Annotated in this window: 21 protein-coding genes; 13 read left to right on the top strand and 8 right to left on the bottom strand. The window is 60.1% G+C overall.

The genetic code is table 11. The annotated features are described in order from the left end of the window. Window positions 1–23: 23 nt before the first annotated feature. From N4A58_RS04400 to N4A58_RS04410, 3 genes are read left to right on the top strand one after another with little or no spacing between them, the layout of a single operon-like run. A complete protein-coding gene (locus tag N4A58_RS04400) occupies window positions 24–1838 on the top strand; it encodes a feruloyl-CoA synthase (protein WP_293708119.1) in 1815 nt (604 codons plus the stop codon). Between the two features lie 9 nt (window positions 1839–1847). Continuing rightward, entirely contained in the window at window positions 1848–2723 is an 876-nt protein-coding gene (locus tag N4A58_RS04405) for an amidohydrolase family protein (RefSeq protein ID WP_293708120.1), read from the top strand. Then, window positions 2723–4270 carry an acyl-CoA dehydrogenase family protein gene (locus N4A58_RS04410; RefSeq protein WP_293708121.1) on the top strand — a complete coding sequence of 516 codons (1548 nt, stop codon included), beginning with the start codon at window positions 2723–2725 and terminating at the stop codon, window positions 4268–4270. The genes N4A58_RS04405 and N4A58_RS04410 overlap by 1 nt, the downstream gene beginning before the upstream one ends. Before the next feature lie 66 nt (window positions 4271–4336). On the opposite strand, the gene N4A58_RS04415 is transcribed toward N4A58_RS04410, so the two are convergent. The 3 genes from N4A58_RS04415 to N4A58_RS04425 all read right to left on the bottom strand — a co-directional run bounded on the left by N4A58_RS04415 (window position 4337) and on the right by N4A58_RS04425 (window position 6909). Next, a complete protein-coding gene (locus N4A58_RS04415; RefSeq protein WP_072706223.1) occupies window positions 4337–4696 on the bottom strand; it encodes a response regulator in 360 nt (119 codons plus the stop codon). After that, window positions 4693–5814: an HWE histidine kinase domain-containing protein gene (locus tag N4A58_RS04420; protein WP_293708122.1), complete on the bottom strand. Its 1122-nt coding sequence runs from the start codon at window positions 5812–5814 to the stop codon at window positions 4693–4695. Before N4A58_RS04420 ends, N4A58_RS04415 begins: the two co-directional genes overlap by 4 nt. 72 nt (window positions 5815–5886) lie before the next feature. After that, the gene (locus N4A58_RS04425) at window positions 5887–6909 is read right to left on the bottom strand and encodes a LacI family DNA-binding transcriptional regulator (protein WP_293708123.1); all 1023 of its coding nucleotides are present in this window, start codon (window positions 6907–6909) and stop codon (window positions 5887–5889) included. A gap of 145 nt (window positions 6910–7054) precedes the next feature. On the opposite strand from N4A58_RS04425, the gene ltnD reads away from it, so the two are divergent. From ltnD to N4A58_RS04465, 8 genes are all read left to right on the top strand, one after another. Then, complete coding sequence (gene ltnD, locus N4A58_RS04430) at window positions 7055–7957, top strand: L-threonate dehydrogenase (RefSeq protein ID WP_293708124.1); 903 nt, start codon at window positions 7055–7057, stop codon at window positions 7955–7957. 2 nt (window positions 7958–7959) lie between these two features. Next, entirely contained in the window at window positions 7960–9225 is a 1266-nt protein-coding gene (otnK, locus tag N4A58_RS04435; RefSeq protein ID WP_293708125.1) for a 3-oxo-tetronate kinase, read from the top strand. After that, window positions 9222–9869 (top strand): aldolase, encoded by a 648-nt coding sequence (locus tag N4A58_RS04440; RefSeq protein WP_293708126.1) that lies wholly within the window; start codon window positions 9222–9224, stop codon window positions 9867–9869. The genes otnK and N4A58_RS04440 overlap by 4 nt, the downstream gene beginning before the upstream one ends. Beyond that, on the top strand, window positions 9869–10630 hold the full coding sequence (locus N4A58_RS04445; protein ID WP_293708127.1) for a TIM barrel protein: 762 nt from the start codon (window positions 9869–9871) through the stop codon (window positions 10628–10630). The genes N4A58_RS04440 and N4A58_RS04445 overlap by 1 nt, the downstream gene beginning before the upstream one ends. A gap of 123 nt (window positions 10631–10753) precedes the next feature. Then, a complete protein-coding gene (locus tag N4A58_RS04450; protein ID WP_293708128.1) occupies window positions 10754–11923 on the top strand; it encodes a pyridoxal phosphate-dependent aminotransferase in 1170 nt (389 codons plus the stop codon). Window positions 11924–11944: 21 nt separating this feature from the next. Next, complete coding sequence (locus tag N4A58_RS04455; RefSeq protein WP_293708129.1) at window positions 11945–12889, top strand: 2-hydroxyacid dehydrogenase; 945 nt, start codon at window positions 11945–11947, stop codon at window positions 12887–12889. Continuing rightward, window positions 12889–13665, top strand: a complete 777-nt coding sequence (locus N4A58_RS04460) for an aldolase/citrate lyase family protein (protein WP_293708130.1) — start codon at window positions 12889–12891, stop codon at window positions 13663–13665. The genes N4A58_RS04455 and N4A58_RS04460 overlap by 1 nt, the downstream gene beginning before the upstream one ends. A 74-nt stretch (window positions 13666–13739) precedes the next feature. Beyond that, complete coding sequence (locus tag N4A58_RS04465; RefSeq protein WP_293708131.1) at window positions 13740–14543, top strand: hypothetical protein; 804 nt, start codon at window positions 13740–13742, stop codon at window positions 14541–14543. 38 nt (window positions 14544–14581) lie between these two features. Here the strand turns inward: N4A58_RS04465 and denD are convergent, their stop codons facing one another. From denD to N4A58_RS04490, 5 genes are read right to left on the bottom strand one after another with little or no spacing between them, the layout of a single operon-like run. Continuing rightward, window positions 14582–15547 (bottom strand): D-erythronate dehydrogenase, encoded by a 966-nt coding sequence (gene denD, locus N4A58_RS04470; protein ID WP_293708132.1) that lies wholly within the window; start codon window positions 15545–15547, stop codon window positions 14582–14584. A 21-nt stretch (window positions 15548–15568) separates the two neighbouring features. Beyond that, entirely contained in the window at window positions 15569–16720 is a 1152-nt protein-coding gene (locus N4A58_RS04475) for a fumarylacetoacetate hydrolase family protein (RefSeq protein ID WP_293708133.1), read from the bottom strand. 10 nt (window positions 16721–16730) lie between these two features. Next, window positions 16731–18104: an FAD-linked oxidase C-terminal domain-containing protein gene (locus N4A58_RS04480; RefSeq protein WP_293708134.1), complete on the bottom strand. Its 1374-nt coding sequence runs from the start codon at window positions 18102–18104 to the stop codon at window positions 16731–16733. Next, complete coding sequence (locus N4A58_RS04485; RefSeq protein WP_293708135.1) at window positions 18104–19018, bottom strand: dihydrodipicolinate synthase family protein; 915 nt, start codon at window positions 19016–19018, stop codon at window positions 18104–18106. Before N4A58_RS04485 ends, N4A58_RS04480 begins: the two co-directional genes overlap by 1 nt. 10 nt (window positions 19019–19028) lie before the next feature. After that, window positions 19029–20063 (bottom strand): L-idonate 5-dehydrogenase, encoded by a 1035-nt coding sequence (locus N4A58_RS04490; protein WP_293708136.1) that lies wholly within the window; start codon window positions 20061–20063, stop codon window positions 19029–19031. Between the two features lie 119 nt (window positions 20064–20182). On the opposite strand from N4A58_RS04490, the gene N4A58_RS04495 reads away from it, so the two are divergent. After that, window positions 20183–20941, top strand: coding sequence for an SDR family oxidoreductase (locus tag N4A58_RS04495; RefSeq protein ID WP_293708137.1), 759 nt, complete (start codon window positions 20183–20185; stop codon window positions 20939–20941). 27 nt (window positions 20942–20968) lie between these two features. Continuing rightward, window positions 20969–21892 carry an NAD(P)-dependent oxidoreductase gene (locus tag N4A58_RS04500; RefSeq protein WP_293708138.1) on the top strand — a complete coding sequence of 308 codons (924 nt, stop codon included), beginning with the start codon at window positions 20969–20971 and terminating at the stop codon, window positions 21890–21892. Window positions 21893–21916 lie beyond the last annotated feature (24 nt).

A 21916-nucleotide genomic window follows, 5' to 3' on the forward strand; every position in this document is an offset into this window, starting at 1 on the left:
CGGGAGGGCCCAGAGGGGGAATTATGAAAAATGAGATTACGGGGCTGACCATGGTCCCGCACTCTGTCCGGCTCGACCGCCGCGACAGCACTCTCGAAATGTGCTCGAACGTTGCCTGTGATCCGATCGTTGATCACACTGGCGTCTGGATCGAACAGTGGGCGGCCAAGACACCCGATCAGGTCTATATCGCAGAGCGGGCAGGGGACAGCTGGCGCGAAGTGACCTACGCGGCGCTGCTGGAGCAGGTCAAAGCGATTGCGTCGTCTCTGGCGGCTCGCGGTTTGGGCCAAGAGACACCGATCGTGATCATGTCCGGCAATGGTGTCGACCACGCGCTGCTGTCCTTGGGCGCACAGTGGGCCGGCGTTCCGACTGTGCCGCTGGCCGAACAGTATTCGCTGATCCCCGAGGCACACGCCCGTCTGGTCTACGTGCTGGACAAGGTCAAACCGGCAATGGCCTTTGTCGATGACGCGGGCCGCTACGCCGAGGCGCTGAAGCGTCCAGAGCTGGCGGACGTGGAAATCGTGGCTTCAATGACCGCAGGCGCGCCTGTTGCAGTGACCCCCTTTGCCGATCTGCTGGCGGGTGATGAGAGCGTCGATCTGGACGCGGTGCACGCCACTGTCGGCCCTGATACGCTGGCGAAAATCCTGTTCACCTCGGGCTCGTCTTCGGACCCCAAGGGCGTTCTGACCACCCAGCGCATGATGTGCGCGAACCAGGCGCAGATGGCGTCTGTCATGCCCTTCCTCAAGGAAAAAGCCCCCAGCATCACCGACTGGCTGCCTTGGAACCACGTGTTCGGCGGATCGCACAACGCGTACATGATGCTGGCAAATGGCGGCAGTCTCTACATCGACAACGGCAAACCGACCAAGTCGGGCTTCAAGCACACCGTTCAGAACATCATCGACAAACCCGGGACGCTGTCTTTCAACGTGCCCGTTGGCTTTGCGATGCTTGTCCATGAGATGGAGACTAATCTTGACCTGCGCCAAGCGTATTTCCGTGATCTTGACCTGATCTTCTATGCTGGCGCGTCGCTGCCGCAGGACGTCTGGACCCGTCTCGAAGAGATGGCAATGGAAGTCCGTGGCCGTCTGCCGCTGATGATTTCGAGCTGGGGCATGACCGAAACCGCCCCCGCGACGATCATGGTGCACGAGCCTATCGGCCGCTCCGGCGTGATTGGCGTGCCGCTGCCCGAAACTGTTGTGAAACTGCTGCCCGACGACGAAATGCGCTGCGAAGTGCGCGTCAAAGGCCCGAACGTCATGACCGGCTATTGGGGCGACGAAAAGAAATCCGCCGAAGCCTTTGACGAAGAGGGTTTCTTGATCACCGGCGACGCTGTGCGCTTTGTGAATAACGACGACCCCGAGCGGGGCCTGACCTTTGATGGCCGCGTTTCCGAGGATTTCAAGCTGCTGACCGGGACTTGGGTGCAGGCGGGCAAACTGCGTCTCGAAGCCTTGGAAGGGCTGCGTGGTTTGGTGCAAGACGTTGTGATCTGCGGTCACGACCGCGACCAGATCGGCCTGTTTATCTTCCCGCGTCCCGATCACGTGCATGGCGACAACACCTCCGAAGGAGCGGTCATCGACCCGATCCTTCAGGCCGAACTCGAAGAGCGGCTTCGGGAGATGGCGCATAATGCCACAGGATCTGCAAAGCGGATCAGCCGCGCTATTATCTTGTCCGAACCGCCCTCGGTCAAAGATCACGAGATCACGGACAAGGGCAGCCTAAACGTCCGCAAAATCATTACCCGCCGCGCCGACCTGCTCGAGCGGCTTTACGATAACGAAGACCCGGCGCTGATCCGGGTGTGAGGTGACACAATGGTAGATTTCTCCAAAGTTCGCGCGATCGATTTCCACACCCACGCCGAGGAAAGCTGCGGCTGCCACGCTGATGACGGCTATGACGAGCTGCAAAGCACCATGGCCAAATACTTTGGCGCCCCGTGGAGCCACCCGCCGACCATCCCCGAGACGGCAGCTCATTACCGCGAAATGAACATCGCCGCCGTGATCTTTCCTGTCGATGCAGAACGCGAGACCGGTTACCGCCGCTACAACAACTACGAGGTCGCCGAAGCCTGCGCCAAGGAAGACGATATCTTGATCCCGTTCGCCAGCATCGACCCCCACAAGGGCAAGCTAGGGGCCCGCGAGGCCCGCGATCTGGTGGCAAATTACGGCGTTCAGGGCTTCAAGTTCCACCCGACCATGCAGGGCTTCTACCCCAACGACCGGATGGCCTATGACCTGTACGAAGCGATTGCGGAAACCGGCAAGCCCGCCTTGTTCCACACTGGTCAGACCGGCGTAGGGTCTGGGATGAAGGGCGGCAACGGGATGCGCCTGAAGTACTCGAACCCGATGTATATCGACGATCTGGCGGTGGATTTTCCCGACATGCCGATCATTCTGGCGCACCCGTCCTTCCCCTGGCAGGAAGAGGCGCTGTCGGTCGCGACCCACAAGCCAAACGTTTACATCGACCTGTCGGGTTGGTCGCCGAAGTACTTCCCCGAGATACTGATCCGCTATTCGAATACGCTCTTGAAAAAGAAGATGCTGTTTGGTTCGGACTGGCCGATGATCGCACCGGAGAAATGGCTGGATGCATTCGATAAGCAGAATTTCAAGGATGAAGTGCGCCCGCTGATCTTGAAAGAGAATGCGATGCGTCTGCTGGGGGTGACGGAGTAATGGTTCCCTTTGCCGCCCCCGTTGACGATATCCTGTTCAGCCTGCGCAAAGTGGCCGATGTCGACCGTTTGCCTGACTGGGATGACGAACTGGCCGAAGGCGTGATAACCCATTTTGCCAGCTTTGCCGAAGGGGTGATCGCCCCGCTTGACGAGTCCGGCGATGCACAGGGGTGCCGTCTGGAAAATGGCCGCGTTCGGATGCCCGACGGGTTTGGCGACGCTTATAGCCAGCTGGCCGAAGGCGGCTGGCAGGGGCTGACCGCGCCCGAACAATTTGGCGGAATGCAGGCGGACCACGTGACGGCTGCCTGTGTTTCTGAAATTTTCAGCGGCGCGAACCACTCGATGCAAATGGTCTGCAACCTGGTGCCGGGGGCCATCTCGACCCTGATGCGCTTTGGGACCGAGGATCAGAAATCTGCCTACATCCCACCCTTGGCGGAGGGGCGCTGGCTCGCCACCATGTGTCTGACCGAACCGGGCGCGGGCAGTGATCTGGGCCGTGTGCGGACCAAGGCGGTGCAGGATGGTGATCACTACAAGATTACCGGCGAGAAGATTTTCATCTCTGGCGGTGATCAAGACATGAGCGAAGGCATCTTCCATCTGGTGCTGGCCCGCACCGGCGCGATGGAGGATGGCGTCAAAGGCCTGTCCCTGTTCCTGTGCTTGTCGGAAAATGACGGCATCCGGAACGACATCACCGTGACGCGGATCGAAGAGAAGCTCGGCCTACATGCCTCGCCGACGTGCCAGATGTCCTTTGACGGGGCGCGGGCAGAGCTGGTCGGGGCCGAAGGGCAGGGCCTGATGGCCATGTTCACCATGATGAACCACGCGCGGATCGATGTGTCCTTGCAAGGCGTCGCCCATGCCAGCCGCGCCTATCAGGTTGCGTCAACCTATGCCGCTGACCGGACCCAAGGCCGTAAATCTGATGGCAGCCCTGCTGTGCTCTCCGATCACCCTGATGTGTGCCGCATGCTGGATGAACAGCGGATGCTGGCCTTGGGGGCGCGGGCGATGGTGCACGTGGCAATGGTCGAAATGGATTTGGACGCGCGCCCTGCGCTGGTCGATTTCCTGACGCCGGTGTGCAAGGTGTTCTGCACCGATGCGGGTACGCGCAGCGCTGATCTGGGAATGCAGATCCTTGGCGGTTACGGCTATCTGACCGAATATCGGGTCTCTCAGACGTGGCGCGATGCGCGGATCTGCTCGATCTATGAAGGCGCGAATGGTATTCATGACCTGACGATTGCTACACGCGGGCTCAAACTACCAGGTGCGGCTGATGGCTTCGACGATCTGATCGGTGAACTGACCGATGACGCGGCCGTCTTGGCGATACGGGACACTTGGCGCGCCATGCGGGCCGAGGTCGCGGCAAGCGCAACGCCAGCCGAAATGGCCTATGACTTTGCACGCCTGACCGGTGAGCTCTATTTCCGTGCGGTCTGGGCCAAGATGGCCAAGGTCGGAGACGATGAAATGCAGCGATTGTTTGCACGGGTTCAGCGTAGGCCCCTCCCAGTGCTGGTCTGAGCAAACAAAAGCCCCCTGAGACGTCTGTCACAGGGGGCTTTTTGTATCGGGCGTGTCGTGTTCGGCTCAGGCGACCAGACGCTCTATGCAATTCATCAGGGCCTTGGTTGATGCGGGCTTGCGGATCAGCGGCTCTTCAATCTTGCGGAATTCGACTGCGGCAGGCGGATCGGCAGTGATGAACGCAATCGGAATGTTCCGTTCGCGTAGGATCTCGGCGATCCCTTCGGTCGTTTTACCCGAGCCAAGGTTCACGTCCAGCAGGGCGACATCGATGTTATCTTCCTTGGCCACCCGCTCTGCATGTTTCAGGCGCGAGCAGGGCCCAACAACGCTGTACCCATGATCTTCGATAATTTCGGTGAAATCGAGCGCAAGGATGACCTCGTCCTCGACCACAAGAACACGTGTGCCGTCCAAGGTCATTGCTCGTCCTCCTCAATCGGGACAATACATGTCCAAGTCACACCGGTCTCTTTGTAGTCCATCTCGACGCTGCCTCCAGTCTCGAGGGCAATTGCACGGTTTGTAATAAACGAACCGAAGCCCTTTCTATCAGATTTAACGACTGGCGGGCCGCCAAGTTCCGTCCAGTTGACAACAAAAGAGGGCGTGTCATCGATGGCACACGTGGACCACGTGACATCGACGCGGCCTTCGGGGACACTCAGGGCCCCATATTTCACGGCGTTGGTTGCTAATTCATAAAAAGCCATTGAAAAGGCCAACGCCTCGGCGCTGCCAACCTCGTAATTAGGGCCACTGTATTGAACGCGTCCCGCCGCGACGCGGTCTACGATATCGGCCACAATATCGCGGAATTCACCCGCTTGCCATTTGGTGTCCATCAGGCGCCCGTGGGCAGACGCATAGGCATCCAACCTGTGATCGAGCGTCCGCCTTACGTGCTCTTCGACGGTAGAGTAGCGCAAGGACTGGTTCACAATGGATTTGACCACGCTAAAGGCGTTCTTCACACGGTGGTTCAATTCGCGGATTAACAGGCGCTGCGTCTCTTGCAACTTGCGCTCGCGGTCGATGTCGATCACGGCCACAGCGGCGCCGATGCGCTGGTCGTCGGCATCGTATATGGGACGTCCGATGATCCGCATCCAGAACTTTGTGTCGTCGCCGCGGTGGTACAGAACATCGAGTTCCGAGTAATCCTCGCCCGCTAGAATTCTGGCCAGTGGATATTCCTCGGGGGCGACGGATGTACCGTCTGCGTGATAGGCAGTCCAAGCGCGGTAATCCGAAACATTCTCCGAGAAGTGGATCGGGTGGCGCAGCATTTCCTCAACCAAGTGGTTGCCGAATGTGATCCGTCCACATTTGTCCGCCACCAGAATGCCAACCGGGGCCGTCTCGACCATGGCTTCGAAGTTACGCAACATCGCGCGCTTCGTTTTTAGGCGAAGGGCTTGGGCTGCATTCTCGGCCTCCAGCTCGGCCACGCGCTGTCGAAGCGCGTCAATTTCCAACTGTGGGTCCACAGTAATCTCCGACGGGGCCGGTGTGTGATCCGTGATTTGGCTCACGCGCATGATAGACCTACCAGTTCAACAATGATTTTGTCGTCAGCTAGCACGGTACTTACAAAGACAATAGTGTCACGTTCAAATGGACGTGATCGACCGTCTTGCGTCCATCACATGCTGAATTTCTACTGTTTTCAAGGCGTGTGGGGAGGATGACCCCGCGGAAGCGTGCCGTTTGAGGATAGATTTGGCAGCTTCGATGCCGATATTGCGCCGCGATGTGCGGGTGGTGGCGATCGGGGCAGGTAAGCTCGCAGTCAAATCGAGCCCGTTGAACCCCGCCAGAATGAGTCGCTCTGGCACAGAAACCCCAGTTTCCATGCAGTGAAAGAGCCCGCCGATGGCGAGGTCGTCGTTCGAATAGTAGATCACATCAAGATCGGGGTGCTGGGTCAGCAGGTCTGCCGTCAACGCTTTACCATCCGCGACGGAGGAGTGCGCGTTGCGAACTGCTTCTGGAACGCGCGTGATGCCTGCCGATTGGAGGGCGGCCTTGTATCCTAGGTAGCGCTTGGCCGCGCGCGTGTCGCGATCCAGCGCGCAGCCCACGTAGCCAAACCGCCTGCGCCCCTCAGTCAAAAGCATCTCTGCCATGCCCGCACCTGCGGCTGTTTGGGAAAATCCGACACACAGATCCACCGGATCCCCGTCCGTATCCATGATCTGCACCACAGGTGCGCTGGTCGCGCTAAGGAGCTCTCTGGTCTGCTTGTCTTGGTCCAAGCCCGTGACGATCAACCCCGCAGGACGCCAAGAGAGCATCTTGCGGACCAACTGGTATTCGCGTTCAGGATCATAGCCTGTGACGCCGAAGAAGGGCTGCAAGCCAGAGCCTGCGATCGCATCTTCGATGCCCGACATGACCTCGGAAAAGACGATGTTTGACAGGGATGGGACCACGACGCCAATCAGGTCCGTCCGGTTGTTGGCCAAACTCGCGGCCACGTAATTGCCCATGTAGCCCAGATCAGCCGCGATTTTGCGCACCCGTTCGACGGTCTTGGGCGACACGTCCTTGGCGCCCCGCATCGCGCGCGAGGCTGTCATCTTGCTCACGCCGGCGGCGGCGGCCACGTCGGCCAAGGTGACTTTGCTGTGCATCGGTTTCACTTTTCCAATCGCGATTTCGCTTTTCTACACGGGAAGCAGGCTTGACGCACCCCTCAATGCTGACTACCCCTAGTATCAAACGGTACCGGTAACGGAAACAACGTCAAGCCGGTGGCTCATGTTCGGAGGAGGGACTATGGGACAGAATTACAAAGTGGCCGTGATCGGCCTTGGGTCGATGGGATATGGTGTCGCCAGCTCGCTGCTACGGGCGGGGCTGACCGTTTACGGCTACGACATCAATGACGCACAAATGGCCAAGTTCCGCGAGGCTGGCGGCGCCGAGGGGGCGTTGGCCGATGTGGCTGGCGATCTGGACGCGGTGGTCACCGTGGTCCTGAACGCGGCCCAAACCGAAGCTGTCCTGTTTGGCGATGGCGGTGCAGTCCCGATGCTGCGCAAGGGTGCCGCAGTGATGAGCTGCGCCACAGTCGCCCCCGATTTCGCCCGCAAGATGGAGGCACAGTGCGCCGAAACCGGCGTGCTCTATCTGGATGCGCCGATCTCTGGCGGCCCGATCCGCGCTGCCGATGGCGCACTCTCAGTTCTGGCATCGGGCACAGCGGAAACTTTCGCGGCTTTGAAACCCGCTCTGGATGGCATGGCAAGCGACGTCTTCGAGATGGGCGATTGCGCGGGCCCCGGCAGCGCGATGAAGGCAGTGAACCAGTTGCTCGTTGGTGTCCACATCGCGACCATGGCCGAAGCGCTGACCTTTGGCATGACCCAAGGCGTGGACCCCAAGCGGTTCTACGAGGTCATCACCAAATCCGCTGGCAATTCGTGGGCGCTCGAGAACCGGACGCCTCACATTATCGACAACGACTATTCCCCCAAAAGTCAGGTCAACATTTGGCCCAAAGACCTTGGTATCGTGCAGGATATCGCACGTTCGGCCCAATTCAGCGCGCCAATTTCCGGCGCGGCGCTCCAGATGTACCTGGCGGCGCAGGGCATGGGTCTTGGGGCCGAAGATGATGCCGCAGTGGCCAAGGTCTATGCGGCGATGGCGGGGCTCACTCTTCCTGGACAGGAGTAACTATGACCGTACTTGGCTGTATTGCCGACGATTTTACCGGTGCCACTGATTTGGCAGGCCTCTTGGCCCGCTCCGGCGTGCGCGTGTCCTTGCGCATGGGCATTCCCGACGAGGCGCCCTCTGACACCGCCCCGTTCGAGGTGATTGCACTGAAATGCCGGACGGCCCCTGTGGCCGATGCCGTTGCTGAATGCCGCCATGCCTTGGACTGGCTAAAGCAAGCAGGCGCAGAGCGGTTTTTCTGGAAATACTGCTCGACCTTTGACAGCACGGCCGAGGGCAATATCGGCCCCGTGGCCGAGGCCCTGATGGCCGATCTGGACGCCAAGCAGACCATGTATTGTCCCGCGTTTCCTGAAAACGGGCGCGCGATTTTCATGGGCAACCTTTTTGTCGGCGAGCAGCCCTTGGCCGAAAGCCCGATGAAAGATCACCCCCTGACGCCCATGCGCGACAGTAACTTGATGCGCTTGCTCGCACCGCAGGTTTCGGGGCCGGTGGGGCTGGCCAATCGCTTGACCGTCGCCCGCGGCGCTGACGCGTTGCGCGAACGTCTGTCAGAACTCGAGGGCGCTGGCGTCGCGCATGTTGTGATCGATGCTGTGGCGGACGATGATCTCTACACCATTGCCGCTGCGTGTCGTGATATGCCGTTGATGACCGGCGGCAGTGCGGTCGCGATGCCCTTGCCCGATCTCTATGTGCGTGACGGGGTGTTATCTGCGGATGCCGAGAAAGCCGTACGACCGGATTTGCCCGAAAAGACCATCATTCTGTCTGGCAGCTGTTCGGCCATGACGCGCGCGCAGGTGAGCGCGTATTCGGTCAATGCCCCCAGCTACCGTCTAGATGCCTTTGACTTAGAGAAACGTGGGATTGGTCCGGTGCTGACGTGGCTTTCGAAACAGGATCTGAGCAAAGCACCCCTGATCTACGCCACTGCAGAGCCGGATCAGGTACGCAAGGCGCAAGAGGCCTTTGGCGGCCCGCAAGTAGGGGCGATGATTGAAGATGCGCTGGCCGAACTGGCCCAAGCAGCGTTCAGTGCAGGGGCGCGGCGGTTCGTTGTGGCAGGGGGCGAAACGAGCGGTGCTGTCACACAAGCGCTAGGGGTCACCCGTTTGGACATCGGCCAAGAGATCGCGCCCGGCGTGCCGTGGACCTATACCGAGAGCGAAGGCGAAAAGATTGCTTTGACCCTCAAATCCGGCAACTTTGGTAAAGAAGAGTTCTTTGCCGACGCGCTTGCCGTGCTGGAGGATCAATGACAGAAGAAACCAAGCTGCGCGAAGAGATGTGCCTACTGGCCAAATCCCTGTTTGACCGCGGTCTGACAGGGGGCTCGACCGGCAACATTTCGGCGCGTACGCCCGACGGGGGGCTCTTGGTGTCGCCCACCGGGACCAGCTTCGGACGGCTTGATCCGGCGCGGCTGTCGCGGTTTGACGCAAATGGCACTCTGATTGGCGGCGATAAACCGACCAAGGAAATGCCATTGCATTCGGCCTTCTACGAGACGCGGAACAAGACTGGCGCGGTGGTGCACCTGCACTCCTGCCACTCGGTCGCGTGGTCCCTGATGCCCGAGGTGGACGAGGATAACTTCCTGCCGCCCATGACGCCCTATGCGATCATGAAACTGGGCAAGGTCAAGCTGCTGCCATTCTTTATCCCCGGCGATCCGGCGATGGGCGATGCGGTGCGCGGGCTGGCGGGCAAACGCAGCGCGGTCATGCTGGCCAATCACGGCCCCGTTGTCGCAGGCAAGGATGTGGAGGCCGCCTGCAACGCGATCGAAGAACTCGAAGACACTGCGCGGCTGGCCATCCTGATGCGCGGCTATGATGCGAAGATGCTGAGCCCTGAAATGGTCCAGAAGATCGTGACCAAATATGATGTGGAGTGGGACTGATGAAATTCTCTGCCAACCTCGGGTTTCTCTGGCGGGAACTGGAACTGCCCGACGCCATCCGCGCCGCGAAAAAGGCCGGATTTTCGGATGTCGAATGCCATTGGCCCTATGACACCCCCGCCAAACAGGTGCGCGAGGCGCTCAAGGAAACCGGCATGACCATGCTGGGGCTGAACACCCATCCGGGCGATCTGGATGACGGGGATTTCGGCCTGTGTGCGCTGCCGGACCGCATGGACGAGGGGCGCGCCGCCATCGACCAAGCCGTCGCCTATGCCAACGCCACGGGCACCAAGTGCATCCATGTCATGGCAGGTAAAGCCAAGGGGGCAGAAGCCGCCAAAGCCTTTGTCTCTAACCTGAAATATGCCTGCGAACGGGCGGCGGCTTTTGGCATCACCATCCTCATCGAACCTTTGAACACCTATGACGTGCCGGGGTACTTTCTGACCTCGACAACCGAGGCGCAGCGGATCATCGACATGGTGGACGAGCCGAACATCAAGATCATGTTCGACTGCTATCATATGCAGCTGATGCAGGGCGATTTGACCAACACGTTGCGCGACTTGCTGCCCAAAATCGGGCACATCCAGATCGCTTCGGTTCCCGATCGCGCGCAGCCGGATCACGGCGAACTGGACTATAGCTATGTCCTGCAACTGATTGCCGAACTTGGATATTCCGCGCCCATCGGCGCTGAGTACAAACCGACCACGCCCACTGATCAAACCCTTGGTTGGCTGAAAAACTATCTCTGAAACACTCCCCGAAACTCGGGGCTTTTCAGGTGGGAAATTTTGGTATACCAAATTTCCAAACCCAGTCGGAGCGGGAAGGAGGGGCCCGCTCCGACACTTTTAATCAGCCTATGGGGAGGGACCATGTCAGGCATGATTTTCGCCGACAGTCTATCGCGTCTGGGAACCGAGTCCGCCTTTGTGGTGCTGGCGCGGGCACAGGCACTGGCGCAGCAGGGCAAAGACATTATCAACCTCGGGATCGGGCAGCCGGATTTCAAAACGCCCGAACATATTTCCGAAGCCGCGATCAAGGCGATCCGCGACGGCCACCACGGGTATACGCCCGCAAATGGCCTGCCTGAGCTGCGCGAGGCCGTCGCCGCTGACCTGAACCGCCGCCACGGGGTCGAGGTGAACCCCGACAATGTGGTCGTCGTGCCGGGTGGCAAGCCCACCATGTTCTTTGCGGTGATGATGTTCGGCCAACCGGGCGTCGAGATCATGTATCCCAATCCAGGCTTCCCGATCTACGAGTCGGTGATCAAGTACAGTGGCGCGAAGCCTGTGCCGATTGCCTTGGAAGAGAAGAACGGCTTTGCCTTCAGCGCCGAACAGGTTCTGTCCCAGATCACAGAGCGCACCCGCCTGATCATCATCAACAGCCCCGCTAACCCCACGGGCGGCGTCACACCCAAAGAGGAAATCGACAAGCTGGTCGCTGGCCTGATGGATCACCCCCACGTGGCCCTGATGTCGGACGAGATTTATAGCAATATGCTCTATGGCGGGCGCGAACATGTCAGCCTGTTGCAGTACCCCGAAATTCGCGATCGCCTGATCATGCTGGACGGCTGGTCCAAGACCTATGCCATGACCGGCTGGCGGTTGGGTTATGCGGTCTGGCCCGATGCGGCGGTGGATCACGTGACGCGCCTGTGCATCAACGACCACTCTTGTGTGAACGCGCCGACCCAATTTGCGGGGCTCGCCGCCCTGACCGGACCTCAGGACTGCGTGACCGACATGGTGGCCCAGTTCGACGCCCGCCGCCAAGTGATCGTGGACGCCCTGAACGACCTGCCCGGCGTGCGTTGCGCTGATGCGGCGGGGGCCTTCTATGCCTTCCCGAATATCGAAGGGACCGGCCTTACCTCGAAACAGGCGCAGGACAAATTTCTGGACGAGGCAGGGGTTGCGACCGTTGCCGGCACGTCCTTTGGCGCGTGGGGCGAAGGGTACTTGCGCTTCTCTTACGCGAATTCGACCGAGAACATTCTTGAAGCGATAAGCCGTATCAAGAAATTGCTCTAAACCACGGAAAGGAAATGTGAAATGTCCGATGTAAAACTGCTTGTCTGTGGTGCCTTCAACGAGGAAGAGCGCGCGCGGTTCGATGCGAATTACCCCAATGTTTATGCCGCGTCGCCTGACGATATCGCGGGCGTGGACGCAGATACTCGCGTGGGGATCACTGCGGTGGTGTTCAAAGGGCACGCACCCTTTGGTGGGGCGGCGATGGACCCGCTGGAAAACCTGGGCCTGATTGCGAACTTTGGTGTCGGCTATGACGCGATCGACGTGGATGCGGCCAGTGAACGCGGCGTCAAAGTCACCAACACGCCTGATGTCCTGAACGACGACGTGGCGGATCTGGCGGTCGCCCTGATGCTGACCCAGACCCGCAACATGATCGAGGGCGACAACTTGACTCGTTCTGGACGTTGGGCTGGTGGCGGGAGCCTGCCGTTGAACCGCAAGATGACTGGTGGCACCGTGGGTATCTGTGGCCTTGGTCGTATCGGGCGCGAAATCGCCGACCGTCTGGCAGCGTTCAAGATGGACATCCACTACCATTCGCGCAGTGAAAAACAGACCCCCGGTTGGACCTACCACGCGGACCCCAAGAGCCTCGCCGAGGCGGTGGATTGGTACGTCGTCGCGCTTGTCGGCGGCAAGGAGACCGAAGGCTACGTATCGCGCGATGTTATCAACGCGCTCGGGAAAAACGGCGTGATCATCAACATCAGCCGCGGCACCACCATTGACGAAGAGGCGATGCTGGACGCGCTGGAAAGCGGTGCAATTGCGGGCGCGGGCCTTGATGTGTTCATCAACGAGCCGCACCTCAACGAACGCTTCTACGAGCTGACCAACGTGGTCTTGCAGCCGCACCAAGGCTCTGGCACCCATGAAACCCGCCGCGCCATGGCCGAAGTGCAGTTATCCAACGTCACCGCGTTCTTCAACGGTGACGCTCTTGTCACGCTGGTGAACTGATGGATCAGATCGCCAACCCTTTCAAAAAGGCGATCATGGCTGGTCAACAACAGATCGGCCTGTGGTCCACCATCCGCGACAATGCAGCGACGGAAATGCTGGCCGGTTTGGGCTTTGACTGGCTACTGCTTGATTGCGAGCATACGGCCAACGACCTGAACAGTATCCTGTCGATGCTGCAGGCGATGTCGGCTTACGGCACGCACCCGGTCGTGCGCCCCACGGAACTGAACGCGGCCGAGATCAAGCGCCTCTTGGATGTGGGCGCGCAAACCCTGCTGATCCCGTATGTCCAGACTGTCGAAGAGGCGAAGCTGGCGATTGAGGCTGTCGATTACGCCCCCCGCGGGTTCCGCGGCATGGGCGGCTCCACTCGTGCCAATAGGTTTGGGACGGTGCCGGACTATTTCACCCGCGCCCGCGAAGAGATCTGCCTGCTGGTGCAGATCGAAACACAGAAGGGGCTCGATAATCTGGATGAGATTGCGGCCCTGGACGGGATTGATGGGGTCTTTATTGGACCGGCGGACCTGTCGGCCTCGCTCGGCCATGCGGGGAATGTGCGCCATCCCGATGTCGAAGCCGCGATCCGCGATGCGATCCAGCGGGTGCGGGCATTAGGCAAACCGGCGGGATTCTTGTCGGTGGACGATGCGTTGACAGCCATCGCGGTCGAGGCAGGCAGCCTGTTCACTGCCGTTGATGTGGATATGGTCGCCCTGCAACGGTACCTGCGCGAGCGTCTCCAAGCGGCGCGATCGGCTTATGTGCGCTGATCCTCACCTCGCTGTGAACCGTTACAGAGACTGAATACGACCTCTGCTGCGTTGAAGTCATGAAAGGAGTTTTCATGACACATATTCACACCGCAGCAGAGGGCCACCAAGACGACCACGATCTGGGGCTCCGCCACGATTTGCCGCGTCTCATTGGTCGGCGTAGCGCACTTGGTTTTCTTTTGGGGGCAGGGGCGCTGGCCGCCAACCCTGCGGCCGCGCTGCAATGCGTGGTCAACAGCACCGAGACCGCAGGGCCTTATCCCGCAGATGGGACAAATGGGCGCGGCGGCAGCATCAACGTGCTGACCCAAGAGGGCATTATCCGCGAGGATTTGCGTCCCAGTTTCAACGGCATGAGCCCAACGGCAGAGGGTGTCCCCCTAGAGGTCACTCTGACCTTGGTTGACGCAAATGACGGCTGCACACCGCTCGAGGGTCATGCGCTTTATCTCTGGCACTGTGATGCGATAGGGAAGTATTCGCTCTATGATTATGACGACCGCAACAACCTGCGCGGCGTTGGCATTTCCGACGCGGACGGGGTGGTCAAGTTCACGACGATCTTCCCCGGTTGCTATAATGGGCGTTGGCCGCACTTTCACTTCGAAGTGTTTGCAAGCGCAGATGAAATTGTTACGGGGCGCGACAGCTTACTCACTTCGCAGATTTCCTTGCCCGAAGTCGATTGTGCTGCGGTCTATAGCACCGAGAGCGGCATCTACTCCAATGGCACAAGCAATCTGCGTCGTCAGGATTATGACCGCGACATGATCTTTGCGGATAACACCGAAACCCAGAAAGAGCAGCAGATGATGCAACTCAGCGGCTCTCCCCAACAAGGTTACACAGGGTCTTGCATCATCGGGCTGGCGTAACGAGTGCGGCCCGCCAATTCTCTGGCGGGCCTTTTTTCTTAGGCAGCGGGTTTGTCGTCTTCGAGGTAGTAGCGAATGTTATCTTCGAAGCTTTCGTCCGCAGTCAGGCCCAGTTTCAGTGCCTTGGACGGCTGGATGTCGTAGCGCCAGCCCCGCACGATTGCGAGGATATCGGGCTGCTCTTCCCAGCGGATCAGTTTTTCGGGCTCGGGCCCGCAGACGTTGCGCAGGGCTTCGACGATCTCGCCGATGGTCCAAGTCCGGCCAGGCATCATCATGCAGCGGTTCTGGCCCAAATCTTCTTCGGGAATTTCGGCACCCTTGATCAGGTTTTCGATGCACTTGCGCGGGCTCAGGTAAAAGTGGGCAAAGCTCGGATCGACAGGGCACACCGCCTCTTGGCCGTTCAGCGGTTCGCGAATGATCGACGACATAAAGCTACTGGCAGCGCGGTTCGGCTTGCCCGGACGGACTGAAATGGTCGGCAGGCGGAATCCGCGCCCGTCTACGATGCCTTTGCGGCTGTAGTCATTCAGCAGCAGCTCGCCGATGGCCTTTTGCGCGCCATAGCTGGTCTGTGGGTTCAAGAAAGTGTCGTCGATGATGGGATCAGCCACCTCGCCGCCGTATACGGCGATTGATGAGGTGAAGACCACGACCGGCTTGGTGCCCAATTCTCGGCAACGCTCCAGCACGTTCATGGTGCCCATCATGTTGATCTTATAGCCCAGATCCAGATCTTCTTCGGCTTGGCCAGAGACAATGGCAGCCAGCAGGTAGATCACGTCGGTGTCGGCATCAATCACGCTGCTGACGCTGGCCGGATCGGCTATGTCACAGGTGGCGGTCTCGACCGCAAATGGCGCTTCTACCTGCGCAGGGTCCACAACGTCTGCCAGCACAAGGCTATCGATGCTCTGGCCGCGCAGTTTGCCACGCGATGCCAGCGATTTGGCCAGCTTCTGACCGACGAGGCCGCCGCCTCCGATGATAAGAACTTTCATGAAAAATCTCCTCCCAGAGAATTAAAGTAGCCCGCGGCCCGCCAGATTGCGCATCAGCGCTGCGGTGCCAAATGTCCATTCAGGGCATTCGGTGGACAGACGCACGGTGTTTCGCAACTCTCCCAGATGAGGTTCAGAGATGCTGACCACGTCGCCAACCTTGTGGGTAAAGCCCTGACCGGGATTGTCGCGGTCCTGAATAGGGGCAAATAGAGTGCCCAAGAACAGGAAGAACCCATCGGGATACTGGTGATGCCGCCCGCAAGTTTGCGCCGCCAGATCGGCGGGGTGGCGGCTGATTTTGGTCATGGACGAGTGGCCGTTCAGAACGAACCCATCCTCGCCCGTGACCTTGAGCGTCAACTCGGCAGTCTCGACCTGCGCCATGCCGTAGCTGTCATCGAACAGACGGACAAAGGGGCCGATTGCGCAGCTGGCATTATTGTCTTTGGCTTTCCCCAGCAGCAGGGCGCTGCGCCCTTCGACGTCGCGTAGATTGACGTCATTGCCTAGGGTCGCGCCCTTGATCTCGCCGCAGCTGTTCACTGCGATGACGATCTCTGGCTCTGGGTTGTTCCAGTTGCTGACTGGGTGCAGGCCGACGGAGGCTCCGAACCCCACAGAGCTCATGGGTTGCGCCTTGGAGAAAACCTCGGCGTCGGGGCCAATGCCAACTTCCAGATACTGGGACCAGAGCCCTTCGGCGATCAGGACCTTCTTGACCTCCATCGCCTGATCACTTCCGGGGGTGATGCCGGACAGGCTGTCGCCGATCTTGTCCTTGACCTTGGCGCGGATTTCTTCGGCGCGGTCGGCGTCACCGGCGGCTTGTTCCTCGATCACGCGCTCGACCATGGACTCGGCAAAAGTCACGCCACACGCCTTGACCGCTTGCAGATCGCAGGGGGCAAGGAAATGCATCACGTCATCGCCAACCGCTTCGCCGCTCTGGTGCGCCAGATCGGTCAGGGACCCAAGGCTTTCGCCCACCGCGTCGCGAACATAGGCAGCGGGGTCGTCCAGTTCCAACAGATCGCGCATGGTCGGCACGGATTTAGAGGTGATATCGATCACTTCGTCCCCGCGCAAAGTGATAAGACACGGGCCAATTTCGGGGCGCCAGACGCGGCCCACCAGAGTGGCGGTCGGATCGGTATTCTCGAACGGCAGCATGGGGGCTCCTTTATTCAGCGGGGGGCAGCATTTTGCCCGGATTGAGGATGTTTTTCGGATCAAGCGCGGCCTTGATAGACCGCATCAGCGCAACGCCTGCGCCGTGCTCGGCATTCATGTATTTCATTTTACCCAGACCGATGCCGTGCTCGCCGCTGACGGTGCCCCCCAGACGCATGGCTGTCTTGGCCAATGCATCGGTGAACTCTTCGGCAGCCTTCATTTGCTCGGGGTCTGTGGGGTCTAGAGCGATGCCGGAATGGAAATTCCCGTCCCCTACATGCCCCACGATGGTCGAGGTCAGCCCCAGCCGTTTCGCATCATTCTGAGCCTGCACAACCGCTTCGGCCAGTTTGCTGATCGGCACGCAGACGTCGGTGGGCATCAGGTGGCCGGTTTTTCCCAGAGAAGCGGAAGCATAGTGCGACTTGTGACGCATGGCCCAAAGGGCGTTGCGGTCCTCGGTTTTGGTGGCGGTTCGGTAGGCCTCGACCCCGAAATCCTCGGCGATGGCACCGAACATCTCGGCCTGCTCGGCCACGCCAGTTTCGGACCCGTGGAATTCAAGGAACAGGTGCGGGACTTCGGGTAGGCCCGCGTCCGCATAGTTGTTGAACCCGCGCACCATCATCTCGTCCACCAGCTCGATCCGGGCCATGGGGATGCCAGTCTGGATGGTCAGGATGACGCAGTTGACCGCATCCTCGATGGTGGCAAAGCGGCAGGTGGCGGCGCTGATCGCCTCTGGGATGCCCTGAAGTTTTACGGTCAGTTCGGTGATGATCCCCAGCGTCCCTTCTGAGCCGACTAGCAAGTGGGTCAGGTCATAGCCCGTGCTGGACTTGCGCGCCTGCGTGCCGGTGCGGACGATGGTGCCGTCGGCCATCACAGCCTCGAGCGCCAGAATGTTTTCGCGCATGGTGCCATAGCGGACAGCGGTGGTGCCGCTGGCGCGGGTGGCAGTCATTCCGCCGATACTGGCATTTGCGCCGGGGTCCACGGGAAAAAACAGTCCTGTGGCGCGCAGCTCCTCGTTCAGGGCGATGCGGGTGATGCCAGGCTGGACCACGCAATTCAGATCCTCGGCATTCACTTCCAGAACGCGGTTCATCCGGTTCATATCAAGGCTGATGCCGCCACGGGTCGCCAGATGCTGGCCCTCGAGCGAACTCGCTGCGCCATAGGCCACCACGGGGCAATCATGGGCGTGACAGATTTTCAGGATGTCAGAGACCTCTTGCGTGGTTTCGGGATAGGCGACGGCGTCGGGCGGGGTCAGGGGATACCACGTCTCGTTCTGGCCGTGCAGATCGCGGTCGGCTTGGGTCGTGACCAGACGGTCCCCGAGTAGCGTTTGTAGTTCGGTAATCGCAGCAGAGTGCATCACTTGCCCCACTTCAGGACCAGCGGATCAAGCGGCGTTAGCAGTTCCATCAGCATCGCGCGGGTGGCGGGATGCAGGGGCGCGATGGGGTGGCGGCAGAAGTCGGACTTGATCACGCCGCCCTCGACCATCGCGGCCTTGGCCGAGCGGAAGCCGCACTGGCGGTTCTCGTGGTTCACGGCGGGCAGGACACGCGCATAGCCATCGATCGCCGCCTGACGGTTGCCACCAAGGAAGTCGCGGACAATCGGGCCAATCAGATCAGGGATCATCGCGCTGGTCATGGTGCCGGTGCAGCCTGCATCCAAGTCCGCCAAGAGAGTGATCGCTTCTTCGCCGTCAAAGGGGCCTTCGATGGCGTCGCCGCCTTGCTCGATCAGTGCGCGCAGCTTCATCGCGGCCTGCGGGCATTCGATCTTGAACAGCTTCAGCATCTCGATCTCTTGGGCCATCTTGACCAAGAGCGGGACGGGCAGGTCAACGCCGGACAAGGGTGCGTCCTGCAGCATGATCGGGATGCCGACCTCACCCACCGCGCGGAACTGTTCAAAGGTCTGCTCGGCGGTGCCTTTCAGCAGGGCACCGTGATAGGGGGGCATCATCATCACGATCGACGCGCCTAGGTCTTTGGCGAATTGCGCGCGTTCTACCACAATCGGGGTCGCATAGTGGCTGATGGTCACGATCACCGGAACGCGGCCTGCGACGTGTTCCAGACAAAGGCGGGTTAGGGTTTCGCGCTCGGCGTCGGAAATCAGGAACTGCTCCGAAAAGTTGGCAAGGATACAAATGCCGTCCACGCCTTGGTCGATCATGCAGTCCAGAACGCGCTTCATGCCCTCCAGATCAAGGGTGCCATCAGGGTTAAAGGGCGTCGGCGCGACGGGCCAGATGCCGGTATAGGGTTTGGTCATGGGGATATCCTCAGGCGTCAAAGGCCAGCTGCACCTTGATCGCCTGCGTGCGATCATTGGCGGTTTCGAAGGCAGTCAGGAAGTCATCGAAGGCAAATTCGTGGGTGATCAGCGGCTTAACGTCGATCAGGCCAGCGCCCATCAGTTTGACGGCGACGGCGAATTCCTCGTGAAAGCGGAAGGACCCGCGCAGTTCCAGTTCCTTGGCGGTGATCTGCATCATCGGCAGGGACATGTCGCCCGACAGGCCAAGCTGCACAATCACGCCGCGGGGACGCAGGGCAGGGATCGCACCGGCCAAGGCAGGGGCCGCGCCGGAGCATTCGAACAGCACATCCACAGTGCCCTTGCCCATCGCAAAGGGGGCCAAGGCATTGGGGTTGGTCATGGTGTTCAGCGTGACATCCGCACCAACCTTGGCGGCCATCGCCAGAGATGTGTCCGTGATGTCCACGGCGATGATTTGCGCGGCCCCGGCGCGGCGGGCAGCCAAGATCGCGAGCAGGCCAATCGGGCCGCATCCGGTCACCAGAACCTTTGCCCCCATCAGGTTGCCTGCGCGCCGAACGGCATGAAGCGCGACCGAAAGGGGTTCGGCCATCGCAGCCTCGGCCGGTGTCAGATCGTTGGCCACGTGGCACTGGCTGGCCATGACCGTGATCTCTTCGCGGAAAGCGCCTTGGATGTGCGGAAAGGGCATCGCCGAGCCGTAGAATCGCATGTTCAGGCATTCGTTTGGGAGGCCGCGGTGGCACTCCACGCAGCCGCCGCAGGGGCGGGACGGCGACACCGCCACCAGATCGCCAACGGTCAGGCCAGTGACGTCAGCGCCGACTTCGGCCACCCGTCCGGCAACCTCGTGGCCCAGCACCATCGGCTCTTTTAGGCGCACAGTGCCAAAGCCGCCGTGGTTGAAATAATGCAGGTCCGATCCGCAGATTCCGCCGCGCTCCATTCGGATGCGAACGTCTGTGGGGCCAAGGGCTTCGGCAGCACAATCGGACAGGCGCAGGTCCTTTGCGCCATGGGCAAATAACGCTTTCACGGTTGGTCTCCTCCCCGAACCGTAGGCGGTTGCATCACCGCCAAAATGGTATACCATTTCAAAAAATGCGGGATCGGGAGGAAAGTCAACCACCCATTTTCCGCAGCAAGGGAGGAATTATGGAACTGTTCAATCTGAGCGGAAAGACGGTGCTGATCACTGGCTCGTCTATGGGGATCGGCTATGCCTTGGCGCTGGGTCTGGCGCAGGCCGGGGCGCGCATCGTGTTAAACGCGCGCAACCCCGAACGTTTGGAAGAGGCCGCCAAAGCCTTGCGCGCCACGGGGGCGCAGGTGGACACGCTGGTGTTCGATGTGACCGATGCCAAAGCGGTTGCTGATGCCGTGGATGCCTACGAAATGGGGCGCGGAATCGACATTTTGGTGAATAACGCAGGGATGCAGCACCGCACCCCGCTAGAGGATTTTCCAGTCGATGCCTTTGACCGCCTGATGCGCACCAACGTGAATTCGGCGTTCTACGTGGGGCAGGCTGTCGCTCGCCACATGATCAAACGCGGCGCGGGCAAGATCGTGAATATCGCCTCTGTTCAGTCAATGCTCGCCCGTCCGGGAATCGCGCCCTACACGGCGTCCAAAGGTGCAATCACGAACTTGACCAAAGGCATGGCGACGGACTGGGCCAAACATGGTCTAAACTGCAATGCGATTGCGCCGGGCTACTTTGATACGCCCTTGAACGCCGCCTTGGTGGCGGACCCTGAATTTAGTGCTTGGCTGGAAAAACGTACCCCCGCTGGCCGCTGGGGCAAGGTCGAAGAACTGGTCGGCGCCTGCATCTTCCTGTCGTCTGACGGGGCTTCTTTTGTGAACGGGCACACGTTGTTCGTGGACGGCGGGATCACCGCCAGCCTGTAAAACTGTCTTTACTGGGGAGGAAAAGACATGAGTGACAAACCGGTTATCGGGTTCATCGGCGTAGGTTTCATGGGCCACGGCATGGCCAAGAATATCCTGCAAAAGGGCTACACGCTTTACATCAAGGGCAACCGCAACCGCGACCCCGTAGAAAGCCTGAAGGGCATGGGCGCGACCGAGGTCAGCAGCGCCCGCGAGATGGCTGAGAAATGCGATATCATCCACATCTGCCTGTCGAACTCCACGCAGGTCGAAGCGATCTTCCGTGACGAGGATGGGATCTTGGCTGGCGCACGCGAAGGGTTGATCGTGATCGAAACCTCGACCGCTGATCCGACCTCGACCATGGCGCTGGCGGCGGAACTGGCAGAGAAGGGCGGCACGCTGGTAGATGCCCCCTTGGGCCGAACGCCGAAAGAGGCCGAAGAGGGTAATCTGGACGCCATGGTCGGCGCAGATGACGCAACCTATGCCAAGGTCGAGCCGGTGATCCAGTGTTGGGCGGGCAATATCACGCGCACGGGCGGGACGGGCACGGGCCACAAGATGAAGCTGCTGATGAACTTTATCGCGATGGGCTACGCGGCGCTTTACTCCGAGGCGACTGTTCTTGGCGCCAAGGTCGGCATCGCGCCGCAAACCGTGCGGCAGGTCATCGGCTCTAGCCGGATGGGCAACGGGTTCTTCGACACCTTTATGAAGTACACTGTGGACCGTGATCGGAACGCGCACCTGTTTACCATTACCAACGCGTCCAAGGACGTGCGCTATGCCAACAACATGGCCTCTGACGCTGGGATCATGGGGATCATGGCAGCCGCGGTAAAGCAGTACTACACCCATGCCGAAGCGATTGATCGGGGCGGGGACTATGTGCCCATGCTCGGCGATATTGTGGCGGAACTGAATGGCATGAACATGGCCGAAGAAGTGAAAAAGGGAGAGGGCTAAGCCCCCTCCCATCGCCGGAGGCGG

It is taken from the genome of Donghicola sp. (assembly GCF_025210255.1).
In the GTDB taxonomy this organism is placed as follows: Bacteria; Pseudomonadota; Alphaproteobacteria; order Rhodobacterales; family Rhodobacteraceae; genus Donghicola; species Donghicola eburneus.

Coding starts and splice junctions, on each gene's coding strand:
- N4A58_RS04455 (WP_293708129.1), top strand. CDS start 11,945: ATGTCCGATGTAAAACTGCTTGTCTGTGGTGCCTTCAACGAGGAAGAG.
- N4A58_RS04500 (WP_293708138.1), top strand. CDS start 20,969: ATGAGTGACAAACCGGTTATCGGGTTCATCGGCGTAGGTTTCATGGGC.
- N4A58_RS04440 (WP_293708126.1), top strand. CDS start 9,222: ATGACAGAAGAAACCAAGCTGCGCGAAGAGATGTGCCTACTGGCCAAA.
- N4A58_RS04420 (WP_293708122.1), bottom strand. CDS start 5,814: ATGCGCGTGAGCCAAATCACGGATCACACACCGGCCCCGTCGGAGATT.
- N4A58_RS04475 (WP_293708133.1), bottom strand. CDS start 16,720: ATGCTGCCGTTCGAGAATACCGATCCGACCGCCACTCTGGTGGGCCGC.
- N4A58_RS04400 (WP_293708119.1), top strand. CDS start 24: ATGAAAAATGAGATTACGGGGCTGACCATGGTCCCGCACTCTGTCCGG.
- N4A58_RS04465 (WP_293708131.1), top strand. CDS start 13,740: ATGACACATATTCACACCGCAGCAGAGGGCCACCAAGACGACCACGAT.
- N4A58_RS04425 (WP_293708123.1), bottom strand. CDS start 6,909: ATGCACAGCAAAGTCACCTTGGCCGACGTGGCCGCCGCCGCCGGCGTG.
- N4A58_RS04415 (WP_072706223.1), bottom strand. CDS start 4,696: ATGACCTTGGACGGCACACGTGTTCTTGTGGTCGAGGACGAGGTCATC.
- N4A58_RS04460 (WP_293708130.1), top strand. CDS start 12,889: ATGGATCAGATCGCCAACCCTTTCAAAAAGGCGATCATGGCTGGTCAA.
- denD (WP_293708132.1), bottom strand. CDS start 15,547: ATGAAAGTTCTTATCATCGGAGGCGGCGGCCTCGTCGGTCAGAAGCTG.
- N4A58_RS04485 (WP_293708135.1), bottom strand. CDS start 19,018: ATGACCAAACCCTATACCGGCATCTGGCCCGTCGCGCCGACGCCCTTT.
- N4A58_RS04450 (WP_293708128.1), top strand. CDS start 10,754: ATGTCAGGCATGATTTTCGCCGACAGTCTATCGCGTCTGGGAACCGAG.
- N4A58_RS04495 (WP_293708137.1), top strand. CDS start 20,183: ATGGAACTGTTCAATCTGAGCGGAAAGACGGTGCTGATCACTGGCTCG.
- N4A58_RS04410 (WP_293708121.1), top strand. CDS start 2,723: ATGGTTCCCTTTGCCGCCCCCGTTGACGATATCCTGTTCAGCCTGCGC.
- N4A58_RS04405 (WP_293708120.1), top strand. CDS start 1,848: ATGGTAGATTTCTCCAAAGTTCGCGCGATCGATTTCCACACCCACGCC.
- N4A58_RS04480 (WP_293708134.1), bottom strand. CDS start 18,104: ATGCACTCTGCTGCGATTACCGAACTACAAACGCTACTCGGGGACCGT.
- N4A58_RS04445 (WP_293708127.1), top strand. CDS start 9,869: ATGAAATTCTCTGCCAACCTCGGGTTTCTCTGGCGGGAACTGGAACTG.
- otnK (WP_293708125.1), top strand. CDS start 7,960: ATGACCGTACTTGGCTGTATTGCCGACGATTTTACCGGTGCCACTGAT.
- ltnD (WP_293708124.1), top strand. CDS start 7,055: ATGGGACAGAATTACAAAGTGGCCGTGATCGGCCTTGGGTCGATGGGA.